The 22069-nt window shown below is 63.9% G+C and carries 17 protein-coding genes and 1 tRNA gene; 7 read left to right on the top strand and 11 right to left on the bottom strand.

All coding sequences use genetic code 11. The annotated features are described in order from the left end of the window. The first annotated feature begins 12 nt into the window (after window positions 1-12). Window positions 13-3015, top strand: coding sequence for a UPF0182 family protein (locus tag BST42_RS20070; RefSeq protein WP_083121063.1), 3003 nt, complete (start codon window positions 13-15; stop codon window positions 3013-3015). A gap of 12 nt (window positions 3016-3027) precedes the next feature. Continuing rightward, window positions 3028-3939 (top strand): ribonuclease Z, encoded by a 912-nt coding sequence (locus BST42_RS20065; protein ID WP_083121062.1) that lies wholly within the window; start codon window positions 3028-3030, stop codon window positions 3937-3939. Here the strand turns inward: BST42_RS20065 and BST42_RS20060 are convergent. After that, window positions 3936-4571, bottom strand: a complete 636-nt coding sequence (locus BST42_RS20060; protein WP_083121061.1) for a hypothetical protein — start codon at window positions 4569-4571, stop codon at window positions 3936-3938. The genes BST42_RS20065 and BST42_RS20060 overlap by 4 nt on opposite strands. A gap of 187 nt (window positions 4572-4758) precedes the next feature. Here BST42_RS20060 and BST42_RS20055 point away from each other — a divergent pair. After that, a tRNA-Met gene (locus BST42_RS20055) sits at window positions 4759-4835 on the top strand. 157 nt (window positions 4836-4992) lie between these two features. Here BST42_RS20055 and BST42_RS20050 read toward each other — a convergent pair. From BST42_RS20050 to BST42_RS20030, 5 genes are all read right to left on the bottom strand, one after another. Next, complete coding sequence (locus tag BST42_RS20050; protein WP_083121060.1) at window positions 4993-5640, bottom strand: maleylpyruvate isomerase family mycothiol-dependent enzyme; 648 nt, start codon at window positions 5638-5640, stop codon at window positions 4993-4995. Window positions 5641-5734: 94 nt separating this feature from the next. Then, window positions 5735-6064, bottom strand: coding sequence for a type II toxin-antitoxin system RelB family anti-toxin (locus tag BST42_RS20045; RefSeq protein WP_083121059.1), 330 nt, complete (start codon window positions 6062-6064; stop codon window positions 5735-5737). Then, window positions 6064-6345: a type II toxin-antitoxin system RelE/ParE family toxin gene (locus BST42_RS20040; RefSeq protein ID WP_237159527.1), complete on the bottom strand. Its 282-nt coding sequence runs from the start codon at window positions 6343-6345 to the stop codon at window positions 6064-6066. The genes BST42_RS20045 and BST42_RS20040 overlap by 1 nt, the downstream gene beginning before the upstream one ends. 83 nt (window positions 6346-6428) lie before the next feature. Continuing rightward, window positions 6429-7787, bottom strand: coding sequence for a site-specific integrase (locus BST42_RS20035; RefSeq protein WP_237159521.1), 1359 nt, complete (start codon window positions 7785-7787; stop codon window positions 6429-6431). Then, window positions 7787-7954: a helix-turn-helix domain-containing protein gene (locus tag BST42_RS20030; protein WP_237159526.1), complete on the bottom strand. Its 168-nt coding sequence runs from the start codon at window positions 7952-7954 to the stop codon at window positions 7787-7789. The genes BST42_RS20035 and BST42_RS20030 overlap by 1 nt, the downstream gene beginning before the upstream one ends. Window positions 7955-8470: 516 nt before the next feature. Here BST42_RS20030 and BST42_RS20025 point away from each other — a divergent pair. Beyond that, window positions 8471-9700, top strand: a complete 1230-nt coding sequence (locus BST42_RS20025) for a serine hydrolase domain-containing protein (protein ID WP_083121135.1) — start codon at window positions 8471-8473, stop codon at window positions 9698-9700. A 93-nt stretch (window positions 9701-9793) separates the two neighbouring features. Next, on the top strand, window positions 9794-10294 hold the full coding sequence (locus BST42_RS20020; RefSeq protein WP_083121056.1) for a nitroreductase family deazaflavin-dependent oxidoreductase: 501 nt from the start codon (window positions 9794-9796) through the stop codon (window positions 10292-10294). A gap of 67 nt (window positions 10295-10361) precedes the next feature. Here BST42_RS20020 and BST42_RS20015 read toward each other — a convergent pair whose 3' ends face one another. Both BST42_RS20015 and BST42_RS20010 read right to left on the bottom strand, forming a co-directional pair. Then, window positions 10362-11201 carry an SDR family NAD(P)-dependent oxidoreductase gene (locus BST42_RS20015; protein ID WP_083121055.1) on the bottom strand — a complete coding sequence of 280 codons (840 nt, stop codon included), beginning with the start codon at window positions 11199-11201 and terminating at the stop codon, window positions 10362-10364. Window positions 11202-11273: 72 nt separating this feature from the next. Beyond that, window positions 11274-11561: a hypothetical protein gene (locus BST42_RS20010; RefSeq protein ID WP_083121054.1), complete on the bottom strand. Its 288-nt coding sequence runs from the start codon at window positions 11559-11561 to the stop codon at window positions 11274-11276. A gap of 412 nt (window positions 11562-11973) precedes the next feature. Here BST42_RS20010 and mobF point away from each other — a divergent pair, with 412 nt between their 5' ends. Further along, complete coding sequence (gene mobF, locus BST42_RS20005) at window positions 11974-14763, top strand: MobF family relaxase (RefSeq protein WP_083121053.1); 2790 nt, start codon at window positions 11974-11976, stop codon at window positions 14761-14763. Between the two features lie 165 nt (window positions 14764-14928). Here mobF and BST42_RS20000 read toward each other — a convergent pair whose 3' ends face one another. From BST42_RS20000 to BST42_RS19990, 3 genes are read right to left on the bottom strand one after another with little or no spacing between them, the layout of a single operon-like run. After that, on the bottom strand, window positions 14929-17880 hold the full coding sequence (locus BST42_RS20000; RefSeq protein WP_083121052.1) for a TrlF family AAA-like ATPase: 2952 nt from the start codon (window positions 17878-17880) through the stop codon (window positions 14929-14931). Beyond that, entirely contained in the window at window positions 17877-18755 is an 879-nt protein-coding gene (locus tag BST42_RS19995; protein ID WP_237159520.1) for a hypothetical protein, read from the bottom strand. The genes BST42_RS20000 and BST42_RS19995 overlap by 4 nt, the downstream gene beginning before the upstream one ends. Further along, complete coding sequence (locus BST42_RS19990; protein ID WP_083121133.1) at window positions 18736-19830, bottom strand: hypothetical protein; 1095 nt, start codon at window positions 19828-19830, stop codon at window positions 18736-18738. The genes BST42_RS19995 and BST42_RS19990 overlap by 20 nt, the downstream gene beginning before the upstream one ends. Window positions 19831-20145: 315 nt before the next feature. Here BST42_RS19990 and BST42_RS19985 point away from each other — a divergent pair, with 315 nt between their 5' ends. Next, on the top strand, window positions 20146-21591 hold the full coding sequence (locus BST42_RS19985) for a hypothetical protein (protein WP_133057486.1): 1446 nt from the start codon (window positions 20146-20148) through the stop codon (window positions 21589-21591). Window positions 21592-22069 lie beyond the last annotated feature (478 nt).

Here is a 22069-nt window from a genome sequence, read left to right as displayed (position 1 = left end):
GGAGCCTGACAGGTGAGTATGCGGCCCGGCGCCAGGATGCCGAAGCTGACTCGGCGCAGCCGGATTCTGATCGGTATTGCGCTCACGGTCGTTGTGCTGTTGCTGGTGGGGCCACGATTGGTCGACACCTACGTTGACTGGTTGTGGTTCGGCGAGCTGGGCTACCGCTCGGTGTTCTCGACCGTGCTGGTCACCCGCATCGTCGTGTTCCTGGTGGCCGCCCTGGCGGTGGGTGCGATCGTCTTCGCCGGACTGGCGTTGGCCTACCGCACCCGGCCGGTGTTCGTGCCGACGGTCGGGCCGAATGATCCGGTGGCGCGCTACCGGACCGCGGTGATGGCCCGGCTTCGGCTGTTCGGATTCGGGATTCCCGTTGTCATCGGTGTGCTGTCCGGGGCGGTGGCGCAGAGCTATTGGGCCCGGGTGCAGTTGTTCCTGCACGGTGGCGACTTCGGCATCACCGACCCGCAGTTCGGCAAGGACCTCGGGTTCTACGCCTTCGATCTGCCGTTCTACCGGTTGGTGCTGTCGTACTTGTTCGTCGCGTTGTTCCTGGCGTTCCTGGCCAACCTGATCAGTCACTACATTTTCGGCGGGATCCGGTTGGCCGGCCGCAGCGGCGTGCTCAGCCGCCCGGCCCGCATCCAGCTGGTGGCCCTGATCGGGACGCTGGTGTTGCTCAAGGCATTCGCCTACTGGCTGGACCGCTATGAACTGCTGAGCCACACCCGCGGCGGCAAGCCGTTCACCGGTGCCGGCTACACCGACATCAACGCCGTGCTGCCGGCCAAGCTGATCCTGCTGGCCATCGCGCTGATCTGCGCGGCAGCGGTGTTCTCCGCACTGGTGCTGCGCGATCTGCGAATCCCCGCGATCAGCTTGGTGCTGTTGCTGCTGAGCTCGCTGATCGTCGGCGCGGGCTGGCCGTTGGTCGTCGAACAGATCAGCGTCAAACCCAATGCCGCGCAGAAGGAAAGCGAATACATCAGTCGCAGCATCGCCGCGACCAGGCAGGCGTACGGGTTGACCAACGACCACGTGACGTACCGGGATTACAGCGGCACCGCGCCCACCACCGCGCAGCAGGTGGCTTCCGATCGGGCCACCACCTCGAACATCCGGGTGCTCGACCCCACGATCATCAGCCCGGCGTTCACCCAGTTCCAGCAGGGCAAGAACTTCTACTACTTCCCCGATCAGTTGTCGATCGACCGCTACCAGAGCGCCGACGGGGAGCTGCGTGATTATGTGGTCGCCGCTCGCGAACTCAACCCGGACCGGCTGCAGGACAACCAGCGGGACTGGATCAACCGGCACACCGTCTACACCCACGGCAACGGGTTCATCGCCTCGCCGGCCAACACGGTGCGCGGAATTGCCAACGACCCCAACCAGAATGGCGGGTACCCGGAGTTCCTGGCCAGCGTCGTCGGCGCCAACGGCAACGTCGTTTCGCCCGGCCCGGCCCCGCTGGATCAGCCGCGGGTTTACTTCGGCCCGGTCATCTCCAACACCTCGGCCGACTATGCGATCGTCGGTAAGAACGGTGCCGACCGTGAGTACGACTACGAGACCAACACCGAAACCAAGAACTACACCTACACCGGCGCCGGTGGCGTGCCGATCGGAAACTGGCTGACGCGCAGCGTGTTCGCCGCCAAGTTCGCCGAGCGGAACTTCTTGTTCTCCAACGTGATCGGCAACAACAGCAAGATCCTGTTCAACCGCGACCCCGCGCAGCGGGTGGAGGCGGTGGCGCCGTGGCTGACCACTGACAGCACGGTGTATCCGGCCATCGTCAACAAGCGGATGGTGTGGATCATCGACGGCTACACCACGCTGGACAACTACCCGTATTCGGAGCTGACGTCGCTGTCGTCGGCCACCGCGGACTCCAACGAGGTGGCGGTCAACCGGTTGGCCCCGGACAAGCAGGTGTCCTACATCCGCAACTCGGTCAAGGCCACCGTCGACGCCTACGACGGCACCGTGACGCTGTACGCCCAGGACGAGAGCGACCCGGTGCTGAAGGCGTGGATGTCGGTGTTCCCGGGCACGGTGAAGCCGAAGAGTGACATCACGCCGGATCTGGCTGCGCACCTTCGCTATCCGGAGGACCTGTTCAAGGTTCAGCGGATGCTGCTGGCCAAGTATCACGTCGACGACCCGGTGACCTTCTTCTCCACCTCGGATTTCTGGGACGTGCCGCTGGATCCCAACCCGACCGCCAGCAGCTACCAGCCGCCGTACTACATCGTGGCCAAAGACCTTGCCCGCAATACCAATTCGTCGTCGTTCCAGCTGACCAGCGCGATGAACCGGTTCCGGCGCGACTTCCTGGCCGCCTACATCAGTGCCAGTTCCGATCCGGACACCTACGGCCGGATCACGGTGTTGACCATTCCGGGTCAGGTCAACGGTCCGAAGCTGGCGTTCAATGCGATCAGCACCGACACCGCGGTCAGCCAAGACCTCGGTGTGATCGGCCGCGACAACCAGAACCGAATACGGTGGGGCAATCTGCTGACCCTGCCGGTCGGGCAGGGCGGCCTGATCTACGTATCGCCGGTGTACGCCTCGCCGGGTACCAGTGACGCCGCATCGTCCTATCCGCGGTTGATCCGGGTGGCGATGATGTACAACGACAAGGTCGGCTACGGCCCGACGGTCAGTACCGCGCTCGACGGCATCTTCGGTGCCGGTGCCGGTGCGACCGCCACCGGGCCGGCACCGGCCAGCGGGGCGGGCAGTCAGCCGCCGGGTTCGCGTCCGCCTGCCGCCGCGCCGCCGCCGGCGCCGGGCAGTGCTCCTGAGGTGCCCACGCCGGCCGCTGCCGTGCCTGCCACGCCGGGTGTCCCAACCACGTTGTCGCCGGCCAAGTCTGCGGCGCTGACCGACATCGAGACGGCGCTGGGCGCGGTGCAGGAGGCCCAGAAGAACGGCAACTTCGCCGATTACGGTGATGCGCTGCAGCGCCTCGACGACGCGATGAAGAAGTACGAGGCCGCCAAGTAGCGAAGGTGCGGTATGCGTGAGTTGGTAGTGCTCGGCACCGCCAGTCAGGTGCCGACCCGCTACCGCAACCACAACGGCTATCTGCTGCGCTGGGACGACGAGGGAATTCTTTTCGACCCCGGCGAGGGCACCCAGCGTCAGATGATGCTGGCCGGGGTGCCGGTCAGCGCGGTGAACCGGTTGTGCCTCACGCATTTCCACGGTGACCACTGTCTCGGCGTGCCCGGCATCATCCAGCGGGCCTCGCTCGATCAGGTGAACCACCCTCTGGTAGCGCACTTTCCGGCGTCCGGTCGTGAATACTTCGAGCGGCTGCGGTACGCCTCGGTGTTCTACGACCGGGTGGAGGTGCGCGAGGAGCCGGTGTCGGTTGCCGGAGTTATTGCTGTCGGTTCGTTCGGTGTGCTCGAAGCTGCTGCGCTGGAGCATTCCACCGAAGTGTTCGGCTACCGGCTGGTCGAACCGGACGGCCGGCGGTTCATTCCGGAGTTGTTGTCCCGCTTCGGAATCAGTGGGCCTGCAGTGGGCGAGCTGGATCGCACTGGTGTGCTGCGGGTGGGGGACCGGGTGGTCGATGTCGCGGAAGTCAGTGAGCCGCGGCTCGGTCAGCGATTCGCGTTCGTGATGGACACCCGGCTCTGTGATGGGGTGTACGCGCTCGCTGATGGCGCCGACATGTTGGTGATCGAAGCGACGTTCCTGGCCGAGGACGAGGATCTGGCGCACCGGTACGGGCACCTGACGGCGCGACAGGCGGCCTCGGTGGCGTCGGAGTGTGGGGTAGGCACGCTGGTGCTGACGCACTTCTCACAGCGCTACGTCGACGCTTCCGCGCGGTATGCCGAGGAGGCCGCCGCGGTGTTCTCCGGCGAGCTGGTGGTGGCCGAGGATCTGATGCGGGTGCCGGTGCCCGCGCGCCGCTAGGGAGTGGGAAGGCCGACGCGCAGGGCGATCGCCTGCTTCTGGCCGACGTTGGTGACGAAGTCGGCAGCGGCGGGCTGGCCGGGCAGGCCGTCGAACTCGATGCGGGCCAGAGTGGAGCCTTCGGTGAACAGCAGGACGCTCACCGACTTCTTGCCGTCCGGGGAGTTGCCGGCGACCACCGTGCCGCCGGTGCCCACGATGGAGGGCTGCGGCGGGCCCGGGGTGACGGCCTTCTGCAGGCTGGCCTGGGCCTCGGCGAGGGCCGAGGGGCCGGCGGCAGGGTTGTCGAGGGCGACCAGCAGGATGCTGACGGCCTTGGTCTGCTCCTCGTTGACGAACAGCACCTCGGCGCCGGGCCGGCTGTCGGGGTTGGGGGTCGGCGGCTGGTCGACGAAAGCGTCGCCGGTCGCGGAGATGTCGCCGGCCTGCAACAGCAGTCGGGTGTAGTCGACCGCGGCGGCCGCGGGCTTGGTCTTCGTGGTGGTGGTCGCGCTCACTCCGGGTAGTGCGGGGGCCGATGCGGCGGGACTGCTTGTGTTGAGGCCGGATTCGTTGTCGCAGGCCGTCGCCCCGAGGGCGACCGCGGCGATCATCCCGAGCGCGGCGAAGCGGGTGGCGTGTTGTCGTTTCATCTCCGTCGAGCCTGTCGACTTCTGGTCTGAGACGCAAGTGAATACGGGTGGCGTGTGACGAACTCGTGACGGCGGGTGCTCAGCGTTCGTGACATGGTTCCCGACATCGTTTCCAGAGCAACGAATGTGCCTCTGAGCACTCGATTTGGAAGCACTGGTCGACGTTGGGTAACGTTGCGTTCACCGACGCGGGGTGGAGCAGCTCGGTAGCTCGCTGGGCTCATAACCCAGAGGTCGCAGGTTCGAATCCTGTCCCCGCTACCAGCGAAAATGGCCCTCAGAGACCTCTCTGAGGGCCATTTTCATGCCATTTGGGAACATATTTGGGAACATAAGGCTGTCTAACTACCAGTCTGGAGCTGCCCAAAGGGTGGTCAACGAGCGTTGAATTAGTGGTCTTGGGCCGCAGAATGGTTGTTTGCTAGGACGGGGGGCGGTGCCCGCTGGCGTGAAACTGGCGAAGAGATGGAGCCCCGTCTCCGTGTAGCTCGTCGGCGACTGCCTCGAATCGTCCCGTCATCACCAGCAGTAGCGCCTCAGCCGTGCCGAGCACCGCAGGTCCGTGTCCTGCAGACCAATTCATGTCTGTGGCGACAAGCTGGACGCCGCGTGTGCGACGCGCGCCGCCGATTACCGGACTCATGCGTGCGAAGTTCAGCGAGACGCGAAGCCGATCCTGTGGGACCGTCCGCAGAACTCCCAGCGGACGGCGAATGTCTTGCTGGTGGATCAGGCACTCTATGAGCGCCACACGGCCGTCATAGAGGGCGCCGGCTCCAGAAGGTTCCGCGCCGCGACGCATCTGTCCGACGGTCTGGTCCAGTGACTGGGCGCCGATCCGGTCCAGCGCGCGAGCATTGAGTCGATCGACGTTCCAGCGACTGCGGACCATGTCGATGAACAGGCCGCTCCGCGTTTGATCGAGGTACGTAATCGTGTGTGTGACGACGTCCCGCACGGTCCATCCCGCGCACAGGCTTGGCGTGTCCCACTGTTGCGGCGTCAAAGTGTCCAAGAGGTCCGCAAGCTCCACTCGCTCCTGCTGGGCGAGCGCGCGGACAGTCGACACACTCACAGTTTCAGGGGCCGACCCGAAGCAGGCCGAGGCGGATCCCCGATTTTGCAGTTATGGATGTCGCTTGGCCGGGGCGATAGCGCTGACTTCAGGCTGTCAGTTCGACGGTGTCATCGCCGAACTCTGCGACGATGCGCAGCTGCCCACCCAGCGCAGCGACATACGCCTGAAGCGTCCCCAATTCGGTATGCGACAGGTCGCCGCTCTCCAGCTTCGACACACGGGCCTGAGAGACGCCCATCAAGGCCGCAACGTCTGCTTGGCGGGAGTGGCCCAGCGCCTTGCGGATCTCGGCCAGACGGTGCGCCTGGACGGCCTCACGCATCTCCTCACGCGCAGCGCCGGCCCGCTCGGCATCGAGTGCACCCTGCGCGATCGCATCCGCGCGAATGTCTCGCCAGTTGCGCGCCATGGTCATCACCTTCCGAGCTCGGTCGCCAGCCAGCTGTCGAAGCGTGCGTCCGCGATCGGAATGTTCCTGTCGTACCAGCGCTTCCAATCGCCTGCCTTATCGCCGCCCAGGAGCAGGATCGCCTGCCGGGCCGGGTCGAAGATGAACAGGACGCGGATGCTGGTGCTGGCCGGGCGCAGCTCCTTCATGCTGTGAAACTTCGAGCCGTTCACCTTGTCGACGATCGGCCGGCCCAGTGTCGGCCCCTCCAGCTCCAGCAGGTCGATGGCACCGGTGACCGCCGCCATCTCGTCACTGTCGAGCGAGAAGAACCACTGTTCGACCTCGTCGAGCAGAATCACGTCCCAACGCTTCGACACCAGTATAACCTCTACGTTATATCGTGTGGCGGCAGATTCGCCGGAGCATCGTCGCCGTCGGCCCAGCTGTCGCCGAGCAGGAACGCGGCGGCTTGCTCGGCCGCTTCGCTGTCGTCGTTGTCTAGCACGTGAGCATAGGTCTCCAGGAAGAAGCCGATGTTCGCGTGGCCGATGCGCTCGCTGACGATCTTGGGACTCACCCCGGCCCGCAGCGCGCCGGTGGCGTACGTGTGGCGCAGATCGTGAAACGTGATGCGGGACAACCCAGCCCTGGCCGTCAGACGTTCGAAGCGCTGGCGGATCGAATCTGGGTGTGGAGGACGTCCGTCGGGGTAGGTGAACACGAAGTCACCCGGGTGGTAGGCGGCGCCGAAGAACTCCCGCTCGGTGTCCTGGTGGGCGCGCCAGCGCCGCAGGGCACCGACTGTCGTCTTGTCGATGGAGATGGTTTGGTCGGCGTTGCGGGTCTTTCCGCCCGCCTTGTCCACGACTTGTCCGCCGACGACCACCCGGTTGTCGTGCACGGTCACCTTTCCGGCGTCTAAATCGACCGCCGACCATTTGAGTCCGCAGATCTGGCCACGTCGGATTCCGGTGGTCAACTCCAGGAGGAACAGTGCGGCGAAGCGGTCTTCGCGTGCCGAGGCCAGGAAGGTCCGGATCTCCTCGGGTTTCCACACCTGCCGGCGGGTGCGTGGGTTGCGTGGCGGTTTGACGTTGCTCGCCGGGTTCTCGGAGATGTATTTCCAGGCGACGGCATCGGCGAGTGCCCGGTGCAGGAACGAATGAATGTTGCGGACGGTCTTGGGTGCCAGGCCTTGCGTGAGGGTCCGGGGTGTCAGGCCCGCCTTGTAGCGTCGGACGGCGTCACGCGCGGCGTGGATGGAGGTGCCGCACGCCGTGGACAGCTCGCGAGGTGTCGGTGGCGGCTTGCCGCTGGCGATCAGCTTCGCCCAGTGGGTGTACATCACCGCGTCGTTGTTCGGTTTCACCCGGCCCTTGGCGAGCAGCATTGCGTAAAACTGCAGCAGCACTGGCTCATTGAGCGCCTGAAGCCGCTCGCCGCCGATGTGGGGGATGACGTACCACCGGGCATAGTCGCTCCAGCTGCGCCACGTGGAGGCGTCAAGCGCCGGTTGCACCGCAGTCAGCCAGTCGGTGACGAACTCACCCACGGTCTGTTGCGACGGCCGCACGATCCGATTGCGGTCGGCATCGCGCATTGCCTCGCGGCAGGCCTCCCATGCTTCGCGCTCGGTGTCGTGGCCACCCTTGGTCACCCACGGGAACTGGCCGGTCGAGGGATCGCGCTGCGGCATTCGAAACTTGTAGTACCACTTCGCGCCCCGCCGATATACCGAGCCCTTCATCACTCTCCCAAGTCGCGCAGGCCTGCGGTTACCACGTAGATGCGTCCGCCGAGCCGACGGACTGGCAGCTCGCCAGACTGGACGAGCCGGTAGGCCGCGGCACGACTGATTCCCAGAAGCTTCGCCGCGTGCGGTACCGCGAGGAGCAGGGGAAGATCGCTGAACACGTTATCTTCCAATGTAATTCACCACCTCTCACTGTGCCGATCGATTGACCAAGAACGCTGCCAACTGTGGATGGCGCGCGAGTTGGTGACGGGCCGCGGTCGAGCGGTCGCCATGTCGCTGGCACCGAGTCGGCGAGCGCCACCACCGTGGCGTGAAGACGACCCCGCAGTCACCGGCATAACTGACAGCTAAATGCGCTCCACACCACTATGCGACGGTGGATTGAAATTAATCCGCGGTTGCGGGCTCAGAAGTTTGGCGCGGCCGTATGCCAGCGTCACCGTTTCGCTTCCCCGGGCTTGAGGCCGCGGCAGTCACGGCGCGCTGGGCTACGTCGCGGCCGCCCGGCCCGGCGCTACCTGCACTCCACCGATGGACATGGCATCCGCCGTGGACCTTGGATCGGATATTGGCGGGTCAGCAATTCGGAGCATGCGCCGAACCGGTTTGTGCCACTGTCAGCCTGTACACCGACCGGCGGGGCAAGCCGCCCACGCGCAGTGAGGGAGCAAAGCATGGCTCGTAGGGTCAAAACGTCGCCCGAACTCATCGGTGGAGACGTCGAGGACGGGTACGGAAAGATCGCCGACGTCTTCCGCCGCAACATCAGCAGCGGTCAGGAGGTCGGTGCCGCTTTCGCTGTGTACCGGGAGGGCCGTAAAGTCGTCGATCTTTGGGGTGGCTACTGTAACGGCAACACCAAAGCGCGGTGGGAGCAGGACACCCTCGTCAACGTGTTCTCGACCACGAAAGGCATTGCCTCGCTGGCTGTCGCGGTCGCTGTCTCTCGTGGACTGCTCTCGTATGACGCAAAAGTGGCCGACTACTGGCCGGAGTTCGCGCAGGGCGGCAAAGACGAGGTCACCGTGCGCCAACTTCTGTCACACCAAGCTGGGCTATCCGCCATTGACCCGCCGCTGGCGCTGGGCGACCTGGCCGACCCAATCACAATGTCAGCGAAGCTTGCGGCGCAAGCGCCCGCGTGGGCTCCGGGGACACGGCATGGTTACCACGTTGTCACGCTCGGCTGGTATGAAGGCGAGCTAATCCGCCGCACCGACCCTGCAGGCCGGTCGTTAGGCCAGTTCCTCGCCGACGAGATCATCAAACCACTCGGGTTGGACTTCTACATCGGATTGCCCGCGTCGGTTAACCGTGACCGCGTGGCACACCTGCATGCCTGGTCGAGGGCCCAGCTGCTATTGCATCTCAACAGGTGGCCGCCCCGCTTTGTGCTCGCCCTATTCAATCCGTTGAGCCTGGAGGCCCGGTCCTCGCTTATCGCCAAAGGCATCACAGGGCCCGCACAGTTCAACCGCGACGAGCTGCGGGTGGTCGAGATGCCCGCATCCAACGGCACCGGTACCGCACGGTCAATCGCGAAGTTATACGGCAGCGCCGCCACCGACGGTTCTGAGATCGGTTTAACGCCAGGAATTCTTGAGGCGTTGAAGAAGCCGGCGTTACCACCGGTACATGGATCGCGCGATAGGGTTCTGCACGTCGACACCTCGTTCTCCCTTGGCTTTGCCAAGCCGGCGCCTCTATCTTTCTTCGGTTCATCCGATAACGCGTTTGGGACTCCAGGAATGGGCGGCTCGTTCGGATTCGCGGATCCAGACACCGGCATCGGATCCGCGTACGTGATGAATAAGTTGGGGTTCCACCCGATTAGCGATCCAAGAGAACTCGCGCTCCGCCGTGTCCTGTTCCACGACATTCTCGGAACCAGGCCCCAAAGCTGACCTTCGCATCACATTCTCGGAGACCCCGTTGCGTGCGTATCCGGAAGACGGGATACCACCATGTGCAGGATCGATTTCAGGTTGAATACCGCTATGCCAGCCCGTTCTTTCGACGATGCGAATGTCGTTTATCGCGCGATGCGCGCCGTGGCGGTCACGAAGGCGGGCCGAGTTGTCTTCCGGCCGACGGCACACCACCTGGATCAGATCGTTAGCAAGCTCACCGGCGGTAAGCGCAGCTTCGCCGGGATCGCGGCCGGTCTGCCGACGGTCATCCTCACCACCACTGGCGCCAAGTCCGGAAAGCCCCGCACCGTAGCGCTTTTAGGCATTCCGCATCCCGAGGGCGTAGCGGTAGTCGCGAGCAATTATGGCGCTGCTAATCACCCGAGTTGGTACCACAATCTCAAGGCCGACCCGGGGGCCACAGTGACGATGGACGGGGATACCTGGGACACCACCGCCCGCCTAGCCACACCCGCTGAGCGCGAAGAGATTTGGGCGAGGGGCATCGAAATCTTCCCCGGCCTGACTAAGGAGCAGACGTGGGCCGGCGACCGCCACATCGAGGCTTTTGTCCTGAAGCGACCCTGAGGAACATGGGGCGGCCCACGCGCGTCGCGACATGCTGGGGAGGACGATGTCGTGGATTGCTCCGCCGTTAGATGCCGGGTGCTTGGGGTTGGTTGCTCGGATGTTTGTGCCAGTCGCAGCTGGTCAGTTGGGCGGACAGTTCCCACAGCCGACGGGCCATCGCCGGGTCGCGAGCGATCTTGCGTGGCTGGGTCACCCGAGGTTTGCCCCACTGGTTGAAGCGGGGCGCGAGATAGGTTCCGCTGGGCAGGGCCGTCGTGACCGCCTGGAGCGTGGCTCGCGCGGCGTTGGGCGGGCTCTGTCCGAGATGCCCGAGCAGGTGCTCACCCAGCCAGTGCAACCCGCCGGTGCTGTCTCGGGTGATGTCGCTCGCCGCCATCCCCGGATCGGAGGCATAGGCCCGCACGCCGCGCCGGGCCAACTCGTTGATAAAGAGCATGTTGGCCAGCTTGGATTGCGCATAGGCCGCCCACATTGAGTACTCGCGGGTCTGCCAGTTCAGGTCGTCGAGATGGATGCGGCCCAAGACATACAGCGCGCTGCTGACTGAGATCACCCGGTCGGTGATCTTGTCGCCCAGCTCGCACGTCAACGCGAAGTGGCCGAGGTGGTTTGTTCCCATATGCGCCTCGAAACCATCGGCGGTGCGGGTCAGCGGCAGACCCAAAACGCCGGCGTTGTTCACCAGAACATCAACGGTTTCCACGGAGTCGGCGAAGGCACGCACACTGCTCAGGTCTGCCAGATCAAGGTGGCGCACCTCGATGTCACCCGACATCTCGGCGGCGGCGCGTTCGCCCTTTGGGATGGTTCGACAGGCGATCACCACGCTGTGACCGGCGGCGGCGAGAGCGGCGGCGGTCGCCTTACCGATACCGCTGTTGCCGCCGGTCACGATGATCCTCATTCGATGAAGCCCTCACCTCTCGCGTCGCGCTCGACTATCCCACCTCGTCGGGTTAACGGCGCGAGTGTTCGACTACTCGATGGTGCCTGCCACCAACCCGCGCACGGGGTGCCCATCAACTTCCGTCCGGGACGCCGCGATCAAGGCGAGATCTACCAGCCTGCGATGCGTGGGCGTGAGCGCAGTAGGCGGCCTCGTGTTCCTCGGCGGGACGTCGTCGAGCACGCCGTGCAGGCGGCGGGTCTTGTACCAGGGGACCCATTCCATCGTGGCGTACTCCACCTCGTCGAGGTCTCCAGTGGCCGGAATTGAAACGGGCTGTCCGATCTGATCGCCTAGGTCTTTCGACAGCCCGACCATCGTCTCCGGGAGGGCGTCATCGTAGGCGCCGACCGAGCCGTATCTGCGCCGCCAGTGTCACCACGTTGCGCGGTGCACGGTGGACCGCTCACCCACGCCTCGTAGCCGATTCGATGCACTAACGCTTGACCGGCCCGCTGTGTTGGGCGTGGCGGCAGCCACCCACGCCTACTGCGACCCCTGCCCAATTGCTTTCTTGCTACGTCTCTGTAGTCTCAACCACCTCGCCACGTTCCTCTGGTCATCTCTGCGTCTCTAAATGTGTTGCTGTACAGAGCAACTCACTGCGACTCACCCATTTTTCCTATGGCACATTTGCACAAGGGTGTGCGAGATTGGCAGTAGCGAACGTTGCGTTCGCCGCCCGGCGGTATTAAGCCCCGGGAGATCTCAAGCCCGGGCGGTGATCGACATGCTCATGATTGCCAAGCTGTCAGCCTGGTCGATCAACTACTACAACGACACCGCGCGCGCCGCGGTCGACGCTCAGAAGGCCGGCGGCGGACTGGGGGAGTACTACTCCGAACACGACACCCGCACCCCAGTCTGGTTGTGCGCCGGCGATACCCGCCGCGCGGCCGAACTCGTTGGATTGTCGGACCGCGAACGCGTGGGCGGAGGGGCCGATCCAGACGTCGTCGAGAACTGGCTGTTCGGAGGTGAAGCACCCAACGGTGCATCCGGTCGAGGGTTCCGAAACGGGAGCGTGCATGGCTTCGATCTAACGTTCTGCGCGCCGAAGTCGGTGTCGCTGATCCGCGCAATCCGAGCCGACGATGTCGCCGATAAAGCGATCGCGGACGCGCACGCGACCGCGATCGCGGAGGCGATGGAATACCTTGCGACCCATGCCGGATACACGCGCGTGCACAACCCTGCGACGGGGGAGAAGGACCTCGTTCGGCTTCCCGGCTTGGTGGCGATTGCCTATCAGCACGAGACCTCCCGGACAGGTGATCCGCACCTGCACACTCACGTCATCGTGCCCAACCGCCAAGCCCGCGGCGACGGTCGATTGGTGTCGATCGATGGCACGTCTCTGTACCACGAAGCGAAGGCCGCCGGAGTCATCTACCAAGCGACGCTACGCCGCGAACTGCACCGGTCGTTGGGGTACGAATGGCTGCCCGTCGACCCGTCAACCGGCATGGCCGAAGTCGCCGGCATCGACCCGAACAGCATCGCCGCGTGGTCGCAGCGGTCTTCCCAATTGCGCGAATGGGCAGCCGGAAATCTTGAGGTGAACGAGAGCCGCGAGCCGACGGCATCCCAGCTTGCGGCGGCTCAAAAAGCCACCCGCCCAGGCAAGCCCGAACAACTCGGCTGGATGGAACTGCGGGCCGGATGGCGCGCCGACGAACGCGGTCTAGGCATCGATTCGGCGCCGCATCGCCGGGCGCGCCGCGACCGGCTCGTTGCGAGCGGGCCGCGGTTCGATCGGCACCGGATCGCCGATGCTGCTGCCACGATCGAGAAGGCCGCGTTCACCCGTGCCGACCTCATCGAAGTCATCGGAGCCCAACTCCCGGTCGATACCGCACGCTCGCCACGTGAGCTGGTGGAGGAAGCCGTCGACGAAATCGCGGTGCGCCTGACCGCCCCGCGCGAAGCGCATCAAAGGGAGGGGCATGAGCGGTTCACTCTAGATCTGATCCTGGCCGAGGAAGCCGCTGTGCTGGACCTGGTTGACGCCCAAGACCCTCGGTCAATTCTGTGGGGTCTGCCGGACGACATTGACGGGTTATCGCCGGATCAACAACGTGCAGTGGTGAATATCGCCGTCTCGCCGTGGTTGGTGCAACCGCTGAGCGCACCGGCCGGTGCAGGCAAGACCACCTCCATGCGCGCACTGGCGGCGATGGCGCGCCGCCGCCGCGATAGCCGGGTCATTGTTTTGGCGCCAACGGGCAATGCCGTCGACGTCGCGGTCCTTGAAGGCGCCGGCGACGTCGGCTACACCATCGCCAAAGCGCTGCAGGACATCGAGAATGGCCGCCTGACTTTGGACCCACGGGACTTGGTCATCGTCGATGAGGCAGGGATGGTCGGCACCGACGACCTATGCCGCCTGCTGACCACCACCACGAGCGCTGGGATCAAGACCGTGTTGGTCGGCGATCAACACCAGCTCGCCCCCGTCAAGGCCCGCGGCGGCATGTTCGCCCAACTCTGCACCGACCTGCCCTGGACGCAAAAGTTGTCCGAGGTGTGGCGCATGCGCGACCCCCAGGAGCGCAGCGCCTCACTAGCGTTGCGCGACGGAGGACCGGCCCCGGTACGCCGAGCGATCGAGTGGTATCGCAAAAACGACCGACTTCAAGCGGGCGACGAAATCGCCATGGCGAGTGCAGCTTTAGCTGCCTACCGGCGTGACATCGCGGCCGGGAAAGACAGCTTGCTCGTGTGCGACACCAAGGAGATGGCCGACGCGCTGAATCATCGCATCCACAACGAGACCATCGATCCGCAAGCGCCGACTGTGACCGCGGCTCGCGGACACCAAATTGGTGTCGGAGATCTGATCATCAGCCGCCGCAACGACCCCACCATCAGCGTCTTGCACCCGACCGAAAAGACCGGACATGCCGACCCAGTACGAAATGGGAACCGCTGGCGCGTATACGCCATCGACCCGGACAACCACCGCATCGCCGCCCGCCGCATCAACGACGGCGCCCGCACCGTCTTCACCGGCGACTACCTCCGCGACCACATCACCCACGGCTACGCCATCACCGTCCATTCCGCACAGGGCGCCACCACGGACACCACCCACGCCGTGCTGAGGGAAAACACCACCCGCGCACTCTTCTACGTCGCCATGAGTCGAGGACGCAATGCCAACACTGCGTACCTCACCGAGCAGCTCGGAGGCGACAAGCAGACAAGCCACCACTCGCAAGTCGAGCTGGGCAACGCCTCGCCTGACACGAGTCGACATGCCGCCCAACTGGTTCGCGGAGTCGTTGCCAACGACAGAGAGCAACCCCGCACTGCTCATTACATCGCAGCGCAGACGCCTGGCGACTCGGCGGGTTCGGACCCCGTTTCTGCACTACAGTCTCGACGGCTTCGACAGATCACTGACCGCAAGACTGCTCTGCAGGACTGGCAGCGCGGGCATTCGGGCGTCACGGACAAGGTACGTCGGGGGAAAAGCCAGAGCTGGCAAGCGGGAGTCGAAGGCGGAGTGGAACTCTAACCTGGCGTCCGAATAAGGACCCAGCAGTAGTCTCCTCATCCGTCGACAGTGTCGCGTCCATCCACTGTGATCTCCCACCATCGCCTCGCCGTCGGCGACAAGCTCCCGTGCGCGCAAGACGATGGCTCCGCAGAGGAAATGTGACCGTTCTTCATTGCTTGCTATCTAGCGGTTGAGGGCTACACGCAAGCGACGTGCTCTCTCCTTGAAAGCGTTCTCTCCGCCTTCCAGAATCTTGCACACGCGCTCCCGGATGGCCGAGTCTTCCAGCCCGCCACTGATATACGTGAACTCGGGCGGCTGGCCGCCGCCGTGCTTTGTGCACGACGCGACGATCACCTGGTCGACGTCGGCGTTCACCACCAGGTTGGCGTTATGGGTGACGATGATGACTTGGCGTCGCTGCCGAGCATCACGGAACAGCGCCACCAGTTCGGTATACACCGACTGGGGATCGAGGTTCTCCTCTGGCTGGTCGACTATCAGCGGGCGGGCGTCCTCCACATCGAGCGCCAGGTAGAGCAGCAACAGGACGATCCCACGTGTGCCCGGCGAGAGCTGAGTGATCGAGACGCCTTCGTACTCGATGCTGTAGTGCACATGGATGTGGTCGGTTGAGTACTGGCGGCGCGCAAGATCGACGATCCACTGCTCGTACTCGGCGGCCTCTCGGTCGACGGACGATTGATCGAGCAAAGCTTGGTTGTACCTGTTTCTGAACGCTTCCATCGCCGTTGCCGCCTCTGCCGCGGTGCCGGTCTGCCAGGCCGGTAGGAGGTCCTCTTTGGCAATTTCCGCCAACGCTCCGCGCCCGCGGAACTCGCCATTCTTGCGGAGGTCAAGTAGGGCTTCGATGTCATGCGCCCACTTGTCGACATCGACGCTGCGAACGACCTTCAAGCGCAACTTGTTAGCGGAGTTGGAGGCGCCTTGCAGCTTGGCGTCTAGCGGGGCGTACAGGTCGGCCAGGATGTTGCACTGTTCGGTAATGAGCTCGAAGAAGCGCTCATAGAGCTTGGCGCGCTCGGCCAATATGCCCTCAAGGCGTGCGGGACTCTGTTCTGCGCGGGCCTGGTCTTCCTCCAGTTGGGTGCGACGCGCTTCGTGCGTCGCCTGCAGCTTGGCGAGCTGCTGGAGGCGCTGCGCGTTCTTTTGGTCCGTGCCGATCTGCTCGCCGACGTTCTTTTGCTCGGCGCGTAGCGCCTCCAGAGAACATGCGCCGAGCTCTTCGACTGTCATAGCGATCGTCGGCGTCGCGCTCGCCTGATCGGTGGCGACCTTGATCAAGGCGGACTGCTCGTCTTGCTTCGCTGTGAGCATAGTGGTCGGGTCGTCGGCGAACGACGGGAGCAGTTTTGCCCACTCTTCTTTCGTCAGCAGCGCTTCACCGTGCGCACGCTGCATATCGGATACGGCCTGTGGAAACACCTGCGTCTTATAGCGCTCGGCCTCAATCTGCAGCTTCGTGAACGCCTGCCGTTTGCGCGTCAGGCCCTGGATGGTCGTTTCGCGGGTGCTGATGACGGTCGTCAGGCGGCTGTAGTACTCGGCGCGTTCCTTGCCACCAGGCTTGATGAGCTGCTTACGCGCCGCGTCGACCTTCGACAGCTCTTCCTTGATCTTCTGCAGATCCTTGGTGATGCCAGCGCGGCGCATGTACCAGTTCCGCTCTGCGAGCAGATCCTGCGAGAGCCGATCAAGTCGCTGGTTGAGTGACTGGACCGCCAGCTGCGTTTCACTGCTACGGAGCTGCACCAGCGCGTTAAAGCTATCCGCCCCCAGGCGCGACTCAGGTGGGTGGGCCTGGAAGACTACCCGCTTGATCTCGTCGAGTAGCTCGTCGCTCTCCGCTACCGATGAGCACAAGCGGTCTACGAACTGCTGGGTGAGGTAGTGGACTTCGGCGTAGTCCGATGGCGCTTGATCCAGTCGGCGATCCGACTCGGCGCCGTCACTCCAGGCAGCTCTCACGGTCGCGGAACCGAGATACGGTCTCGCTCGAATTAAGAATGATTGTTCGCCCTCGATCGGGTGGGGACTGTCTCCAGCGTGCGCGATGAGGTCAGCAAGGGCGGTCTTCCCAGAGCCCCGCGCACCAATTATCGCCACCATGCCCTCGTTGATCGGTTGTGGATGTTTTGTCAACCATGGCAACGTCGGCGTCGCAACAGACACGATGCTGTACGGAGTATCGGTTTCGGGCGGCGTTGGTCCGATGTGGACGCGTGTGCGCGGTTCCAGGCAAGCCTGCCGCAGCGCCTCGAAGGTTGCGCTGCCCTTGATCCAGCAGCGCCGATCCTGGTCAGGCTGAGCAACTTTGGCGAGCGAATGCGCGTCTGACCCATGCAGGCACGGTTTGGGTCCGCCGTATTTCTTGTCCAGATCCTCAACTGATAGCACTCCAGCACCGCGCCAAAACTCGATGTTTTTCGGCGTTGCTGTGAAGATGATCTGAGCGAACGCCTCGATCTCTTTTCGAGTCGCGGCGAAGCTGGCAGTCTCGTCCTGCAATCCTGCGGTGCCGTCATTCGAGCTGCCAGCTACCGCGATTAGGACGTTGTTCTGCGCCCACTCTGTGCCGTCGTACAGCGCGCGCAATTGATCGAAGTTGACCTTGAATTGGTTGACGCCAGCCCGCAGCGCTGCCTCGTCGTCCTGGATGGATGCGTCGTGCGCATAGCCCAGCCGGCGCAGGTCGTCAGGAGTGCAGCAGTAAGTGTCCTTGGCGAACGTGAACGTGAGCTTTGAAAGGAAGCGATTGATCTGTTGGACGTGCTCGGGGTCGTCCGGCGATACCAGGAGGTGCATGTTCACCGGTTTCCCGGCCTTGGTTTCGATGCCCAAACGAATCTCAATGTTGCAGAAGAGCAAGCCGACATTGGGCAGCCTGCCGGCGTCCTTCGCGGCTAGCACTTCTTCGTAGCGCCGAGTGAGCAAGTAGTCAGTGATCCCGAGCGACTCAACGCCCGGATCGGCGGCTTCGACAGCGTCCAGGTACTGCTCCATCGACGTGGAGCCGAACCGATCTTCCATGGCGGTACCGGGTGTGTGGATGTGTGGCTCCCAGCGACGCCAAACAGCGCCCCGGGGGTCAAGTCCTCCGCTGGTTTGAATCATGATGAGGGCTCTTGTAACCGTCCGCCATCACGGAGAACTAGGGGCTGAACAGCAGCGAGGAGCGTCTGCGTAAGAGCGGCGAAGCTGGGGGCGACGGTCCGATCTCCCGCCGCGGCACCCTCGGCGAGCGAGGGTAAAACAGAGCTGCGGGCCGTCCCTGCTTGCTCCAGGAACTTCAACGCCCGCAGGCTGATTACCCTCGCGTCGTCATCCGCAAGGTGGCGACGCAGGCCTGTGACCAGATCCGCCGTTTCCACGGCTTGGAGTAGTCGCAGCATGTCGAGTGCGTCCTTCTCCTTCACGCGGTTTGCCGCCGTTCTTGCGTCGACCAGTCGATCCTCGATCTTGATGGCCTTCGCGACCAATAGGGCTGCTGGTCCAGCGACGTTGACCTCGACTCGACGGTGATCGCTGGGATCAAGAGCGCGCAGCGTTTGTGAAGCATGGTCAACGACAGCTGGTTCCAGCCCAGGGGTGATTCGGGCGGCCCATTCGCCGTGGCCTGGCAGCCGTGCTGCGCGCGCCTTTTTCTTGGTGCGGCCAGATTGGGACGGAGTGACCATGATGTCGACGGCGACTTCGCCTGCCCCCAGCCAGCTTCCGGGGTTAGGTCCCGGTTTGAACTCCGCGTTCGTCAGAGCAGTGGTGATTTCGGGTTCCTCTTCCAACGCCACAACGTTGAGTGCGAGGTCACCGTCGGTGGTCATCGGCTGCTCGACGAAATCGCCCGCCCCGGTATGCGTGTATATCGCCTGAGCCCCGACCACAATGATGGCTGGCAGGTGGTCGCCAAGCGCCTGCAGGGCATCAAGCAGCACTGCGCGCGCTGCGACATACTCTGCCGGATAACCTGTTTCACTCGCGCCAGGCATCATCGTCCCTCGCTAGCACGTCGATGAGCTGCTCGGCTTCCTGGGCCAGCCGGCCCCTCGGCAGGGTCAGCAGATCCGCAAGTACCTGCCCGATCGGCGCGATCCGCAGTCCTGACGCGGAGGTTTCGGCCTCCCCGAGCAGCGTCCGATCTCGCGGCGCTGTAATTAGGACATTGCTTGTGGCTCGGTCGCTTCGCACGAGTTGGAGGTTGCCGGCCGTAGCCGTGATGTCGCTGCTATAGAGGGTGAGCAAACTCAGCGGCACAACGGGTGTGATGCCGGAGGGCAGGTATTCGCGCGCTGCCGCGGAGCCCGTGACGGTGACGACGTCGCTGCTGCCTCGAATCTGGTCGAGAGTGCGCGTTATGCCTCGCGGGGCGATGTAGTCAAGCACGACGCCGTTTCCGTTGAGGAAGCTGTAGTCGGCGGTCCACCGATCCAGGAGTGTGCGCTTGCGCACACGGGTGATCGTGCCCTCTTCGGATCGCTCGATGGCACCAGCGTCCACCAATGTGGGCATCAATTTAGAGACCGCGGCCGAGCTGCTCGACGACAGCGACGCTAGCTCACGTACCCCCACCGGGGGGTGGCCTTCCAGGAGATGCCGAATTACGCGCGCAGTGGCGGGGCCTGTGAGGCGCATGGTGGCCGCGGACTCACGAGGCCGTGGCGGCTTGGCGGCACCCTCGAGGCGGATCAGAACTACAGGATCTGATGACGTCAAGCTGACCCAACCGGTCGTATCTAGGTAGCTGATCCCCGCTTCTTCCAATTCACGCCGCAACGGCGGGCTGGCGTACTCGGTGATAAGCAGCAGCTTTGCGTTGTCCATTGGCGCCATCGCTCGCAACTGCCTAACTACATCGTGGACCGACGGACGCGGGGTGCTTTTCGCCTCGATGAGAAAGGTTGCTTCGGTGCGGTCGGCGCTGGTCAGGGTGAGCATGGCGTCATGACGTTGCGGCGCCGCTGGCTGGACGATGGCCTCCACATCCCAGTCCTCCGGTAGCCTGGCGCGCAAAGCTTCGACGGCTACCCTCACGAGCTCCGTTTCTGCTATCGAAGCGTTTCGCGCCATGAGAAACATGATAATTTACGAAACACCAGAGGGCAATGCCGCCAGTCTTGGTATTGGTCCTGCCGTCGGTGTCCTCCAGTATCGAACCGCGTGCGACACGCAGCCGCAGGGTGCACTGAAGCGTCGCGGCGTGGGGGTAGCGTCCGACCCAGGACTGTGACGAAACCCCGACCGGGGTTCGGCCCGCCAGTCGGGGGTTCTCGTCGATCTGCATTTGGTCGATGCGCTGTTGACGGTAACACCAGACGATCCGCTTCCTTTAGGGAACGCCGGGTGGCGAGGCGGCGACTTCGATCACATCCGGTAAGGAAAATGATGGCGCCACAGGACGAGCCGGTGCGCACCGACGAGACCCAAAAACGGTTGCTGGACTGGACGACAGGCCAGGCTCCATCGGAGCGGCTCGCCGCCCAGGTGCTCCTCGCCGCGGGGTACGAGGACGTCGACCCGTCGCATCCGCTCGGCGGCCCGGACGGCGGCCGGGACGGCGAGTGCACGCGCGACGGCGTGCGAGGAGTCTGGGCGGTCTACTTCTCTCGCGGCCAGGACAGGACGCTCACCAAACTCAAAAACAAGCTGAAGGCGGACATCAAGGCCGCGGCAAAGCACAACCCAAAGTTTTTGGTATTCGTCACCAACCAAGAGGTCCGGGTCTCCGAGCGCGACGCGCTGCGTGAGCTCGGCGTCGACTTCGAGATCGAGCTGTTCCACAACGAAAGGATCGCCGCGATCCTGGACCAGTCGCACTTGGCCCAGGTGCGGCAACAGTTCCTCGGCATCCCAGCGATCGCCGTCGCACCGCTGGACGTCCACGTCACGGTGGACAGTTCCGCACTTGCATTCACCGACCACGACAGGCTCCGCGACACGTTCGTGGCGATGCGAGAGGACCAGATCCGAGAGCGTTCCGAAGAGGGCCACGAGCGGGTGCGCAAGGAAGAGGAAGCGCGGGCGATCGAGAGGGCGGCCCGCGAACGCGAGGCGCAAGCTCGTGCGGCCGCGGAGGGTCGTCCCTACCTGGCTGGGCTCAGCGGCATCATGGACAGCTTCGCGCTGAGGAACCCGATCATGGCAGGCCTCGCGACACCGACCGTGGCGGACATATTCCCGAACGGCATCCCCGGTATGTATGGCAGCAAGCCGCCGAAGCCGCCGGAACCGTTGAGCGAGGAGCAAATTCAGGCGAAGGTCGAAAAATATCGTCGGAAACTCGACAAGCGGTGGCCGTCCTGCCGCGACTATCTCGCAAGTGTCGCGTTCCCAGCCCTTCGCTTCCGCATACGTAACGCCGCCGAGGTGTTCCTCAAAGAGGTCGAAGTCATCGTGACGTTCCACGGTGCGCGCGGCGTTTCGCACAGGGGATTGCAGGCATACGAGTTCAACAAGGTCGAGAACCCCAAGTGGTCACCGCCCGCGGGCTCTTACGGCATCACCACCGCATATGCCGAACCGTTTGAGTTGGCGCGGCCGCGTGACTACCCGATCGAGTGGCGGCACAATGACGATGGTGACCTCGAAGTGGTCGTTACGCTCCCGCAACTGCGGCCCCATCCGGAATGGCGCAGCGACCGGTTCGACGACGACGTGGTGTTGATCGTCGACCCCGAATTCGAGGGCGACGAAATCACCGTGTCGTACACCGTCACGGCGAACCCGTACGGCAAGCACCTCGTCGGTGAACCGTTCACCGTCCCCGTCGAGCGGCGTTCCATGTACGAGGTGTTGAAGACCACCGACGCCGCTGCGAAAAAAGATTCATAAGATGTCGGCTCTGGTCGCGCTTTTCTACATTGCTGTCCGGTAGACGGGTCTACATGATCGATAGCGACACAAGATATTTGGGCCGGTATTAGGGCCAAAATAGGGCCAAACATTCGGACCAGGCGATCTGACGGGTCCAATTTGGCCGGTCCATGAGTCTCTGACCAGTGCAAACGGAATCTTGTCAGCGGCTGAACCGCCTCACACGCGGAAGGTTCTCGCTTGGATGTCAACCCGGGCCGCCCGGGAAGTATCTCTGCTGGGGATCAAGCAGGTTCAGGCTAATCGGCACGAGGCAAGCGGGGTGACGGGAGGTCCCAGCGATCCGCTCTGTATCCCGCTCGTTTATTCAACGAGTAGGAGTCGGATCCCATGGGAATGACGACTCATGTTAAGACGCGATGTGACTCAAATCCGTTGCCTTGCAGGTAAAATAGGCACCAGTCGGTGTCGTCGAGACCCGCACGAAATGAATTGA

Source organism: Mycolicibacterium rhodesiae, assembly GCF_002086695.1.
Classification (GTDB): Bacteria; Actinomycetota; Actinomycetes; order Mycobacteriales; family Mycobacteriaceae; genus Mycobacterium; species Mycobacterium rhodesiae.
This window is presented reverse-complemented; position numbering and strand designations above follow the sequence as displayed.

Bases quoted from the DNA above. Each gene is read 5' to 3' on its own strand.
- BST42_RS20065 (WP_083121062.1), top strand. From the start codon at position 3,028: ATGCGTGAGTTGGTAGTGCTCGGCACCGCCAGTCAGGTGCCGACCCGC.
- BST42_RS20060 (WP_083121061.1), bottom strand. From the start codon at position 4,571: ATGAAACGACAACACGCCACCCGCTTCGCCGCGCTCGGGATGATCGCC.
- BST42_RS20045 (WP_083121059.1), bottom strand. From the start codon at position 6,064: ATGACCATGGCGCGCAACTGGCGAGACATTCGCGCGGATGCGATCGCG.
- BST42_RS20040 (WP_237159527.1), bottom strand. From the start codon at position 6,345: ATGGCGGCGGTCACCGGTGCCATCGACCTGCTGGAGCTGGAGGGGCCG.
- BST42_RS20035 (WP_237159521.1), bottom strand. From the start codon at position 7,787: ATGAAGGGCTCGGTATATCGGCGGGGCGCGAAGTGGTACTACAAGTTT.
- BST42_RS20025 (WP_083121135.1), top strand. From the start codon at position 8,471: ATGGCTCGTAGGGTCAAAACGTCGCCCGAACTCATCGGTGGAGACGTC.
- BST42_RS20020 (WP_083121056.1), top strand. From the start codon at position 9,794: ATGCCAGCCCGTTCTTTCGACGATGCGAATGTCGTTTATCGCGCGATG.
- BST42_RS20015 (WP_083121055.1), bottom strand. From the start codon at position 11,201: ATGAGGATCATCGTGACCGGCGGCAACAGCGGTATCGGTAAGGCGACC.
- BST42_RS20010 (WP_083121054.1), bottom strand. From the start codon at position 11,561: ATGGTCGGGCTGTCGAAAGACCTAGGCGATCAGATCGGACAGCCCGTT.
- mobF (WP_083121053.1), top strand. From the start codon at position 11,974: ATGCTCATGATTGCCAAGCTGTCAGCCTGGTCGATCAACTACTACAAC.
- BST42_RS20000 (WP_083121052.1), bottom strand. From the start codon at position 17,880: ATGATTCAAACCAGCGGAGGACTTGACCCCCGGGGCGCTGTTTGGCGT.
- BST42_RS19995 (WP_237159520.1), bottom strand. From the start codon at position 18,755: ATGATGCCTGGCGCGAGTGAAACAGGTTATCCGGCAGAGTATGTCGCA.
- BST42_RS19990 (WP_083121133.1), bottom strand. From the start codon at position 19,830: ATGGCGCGAAACGCTTCGATAGCAGAAACGGAGCTCGTGAGGGTAGCC.
- BST42_RS19985 (WP_133057486.1), top strand. From the start codon at position 20,146: ATGGCGCCACAGGACGAGCCGGTGCGCACCGACGAGACCCAAAAACGG.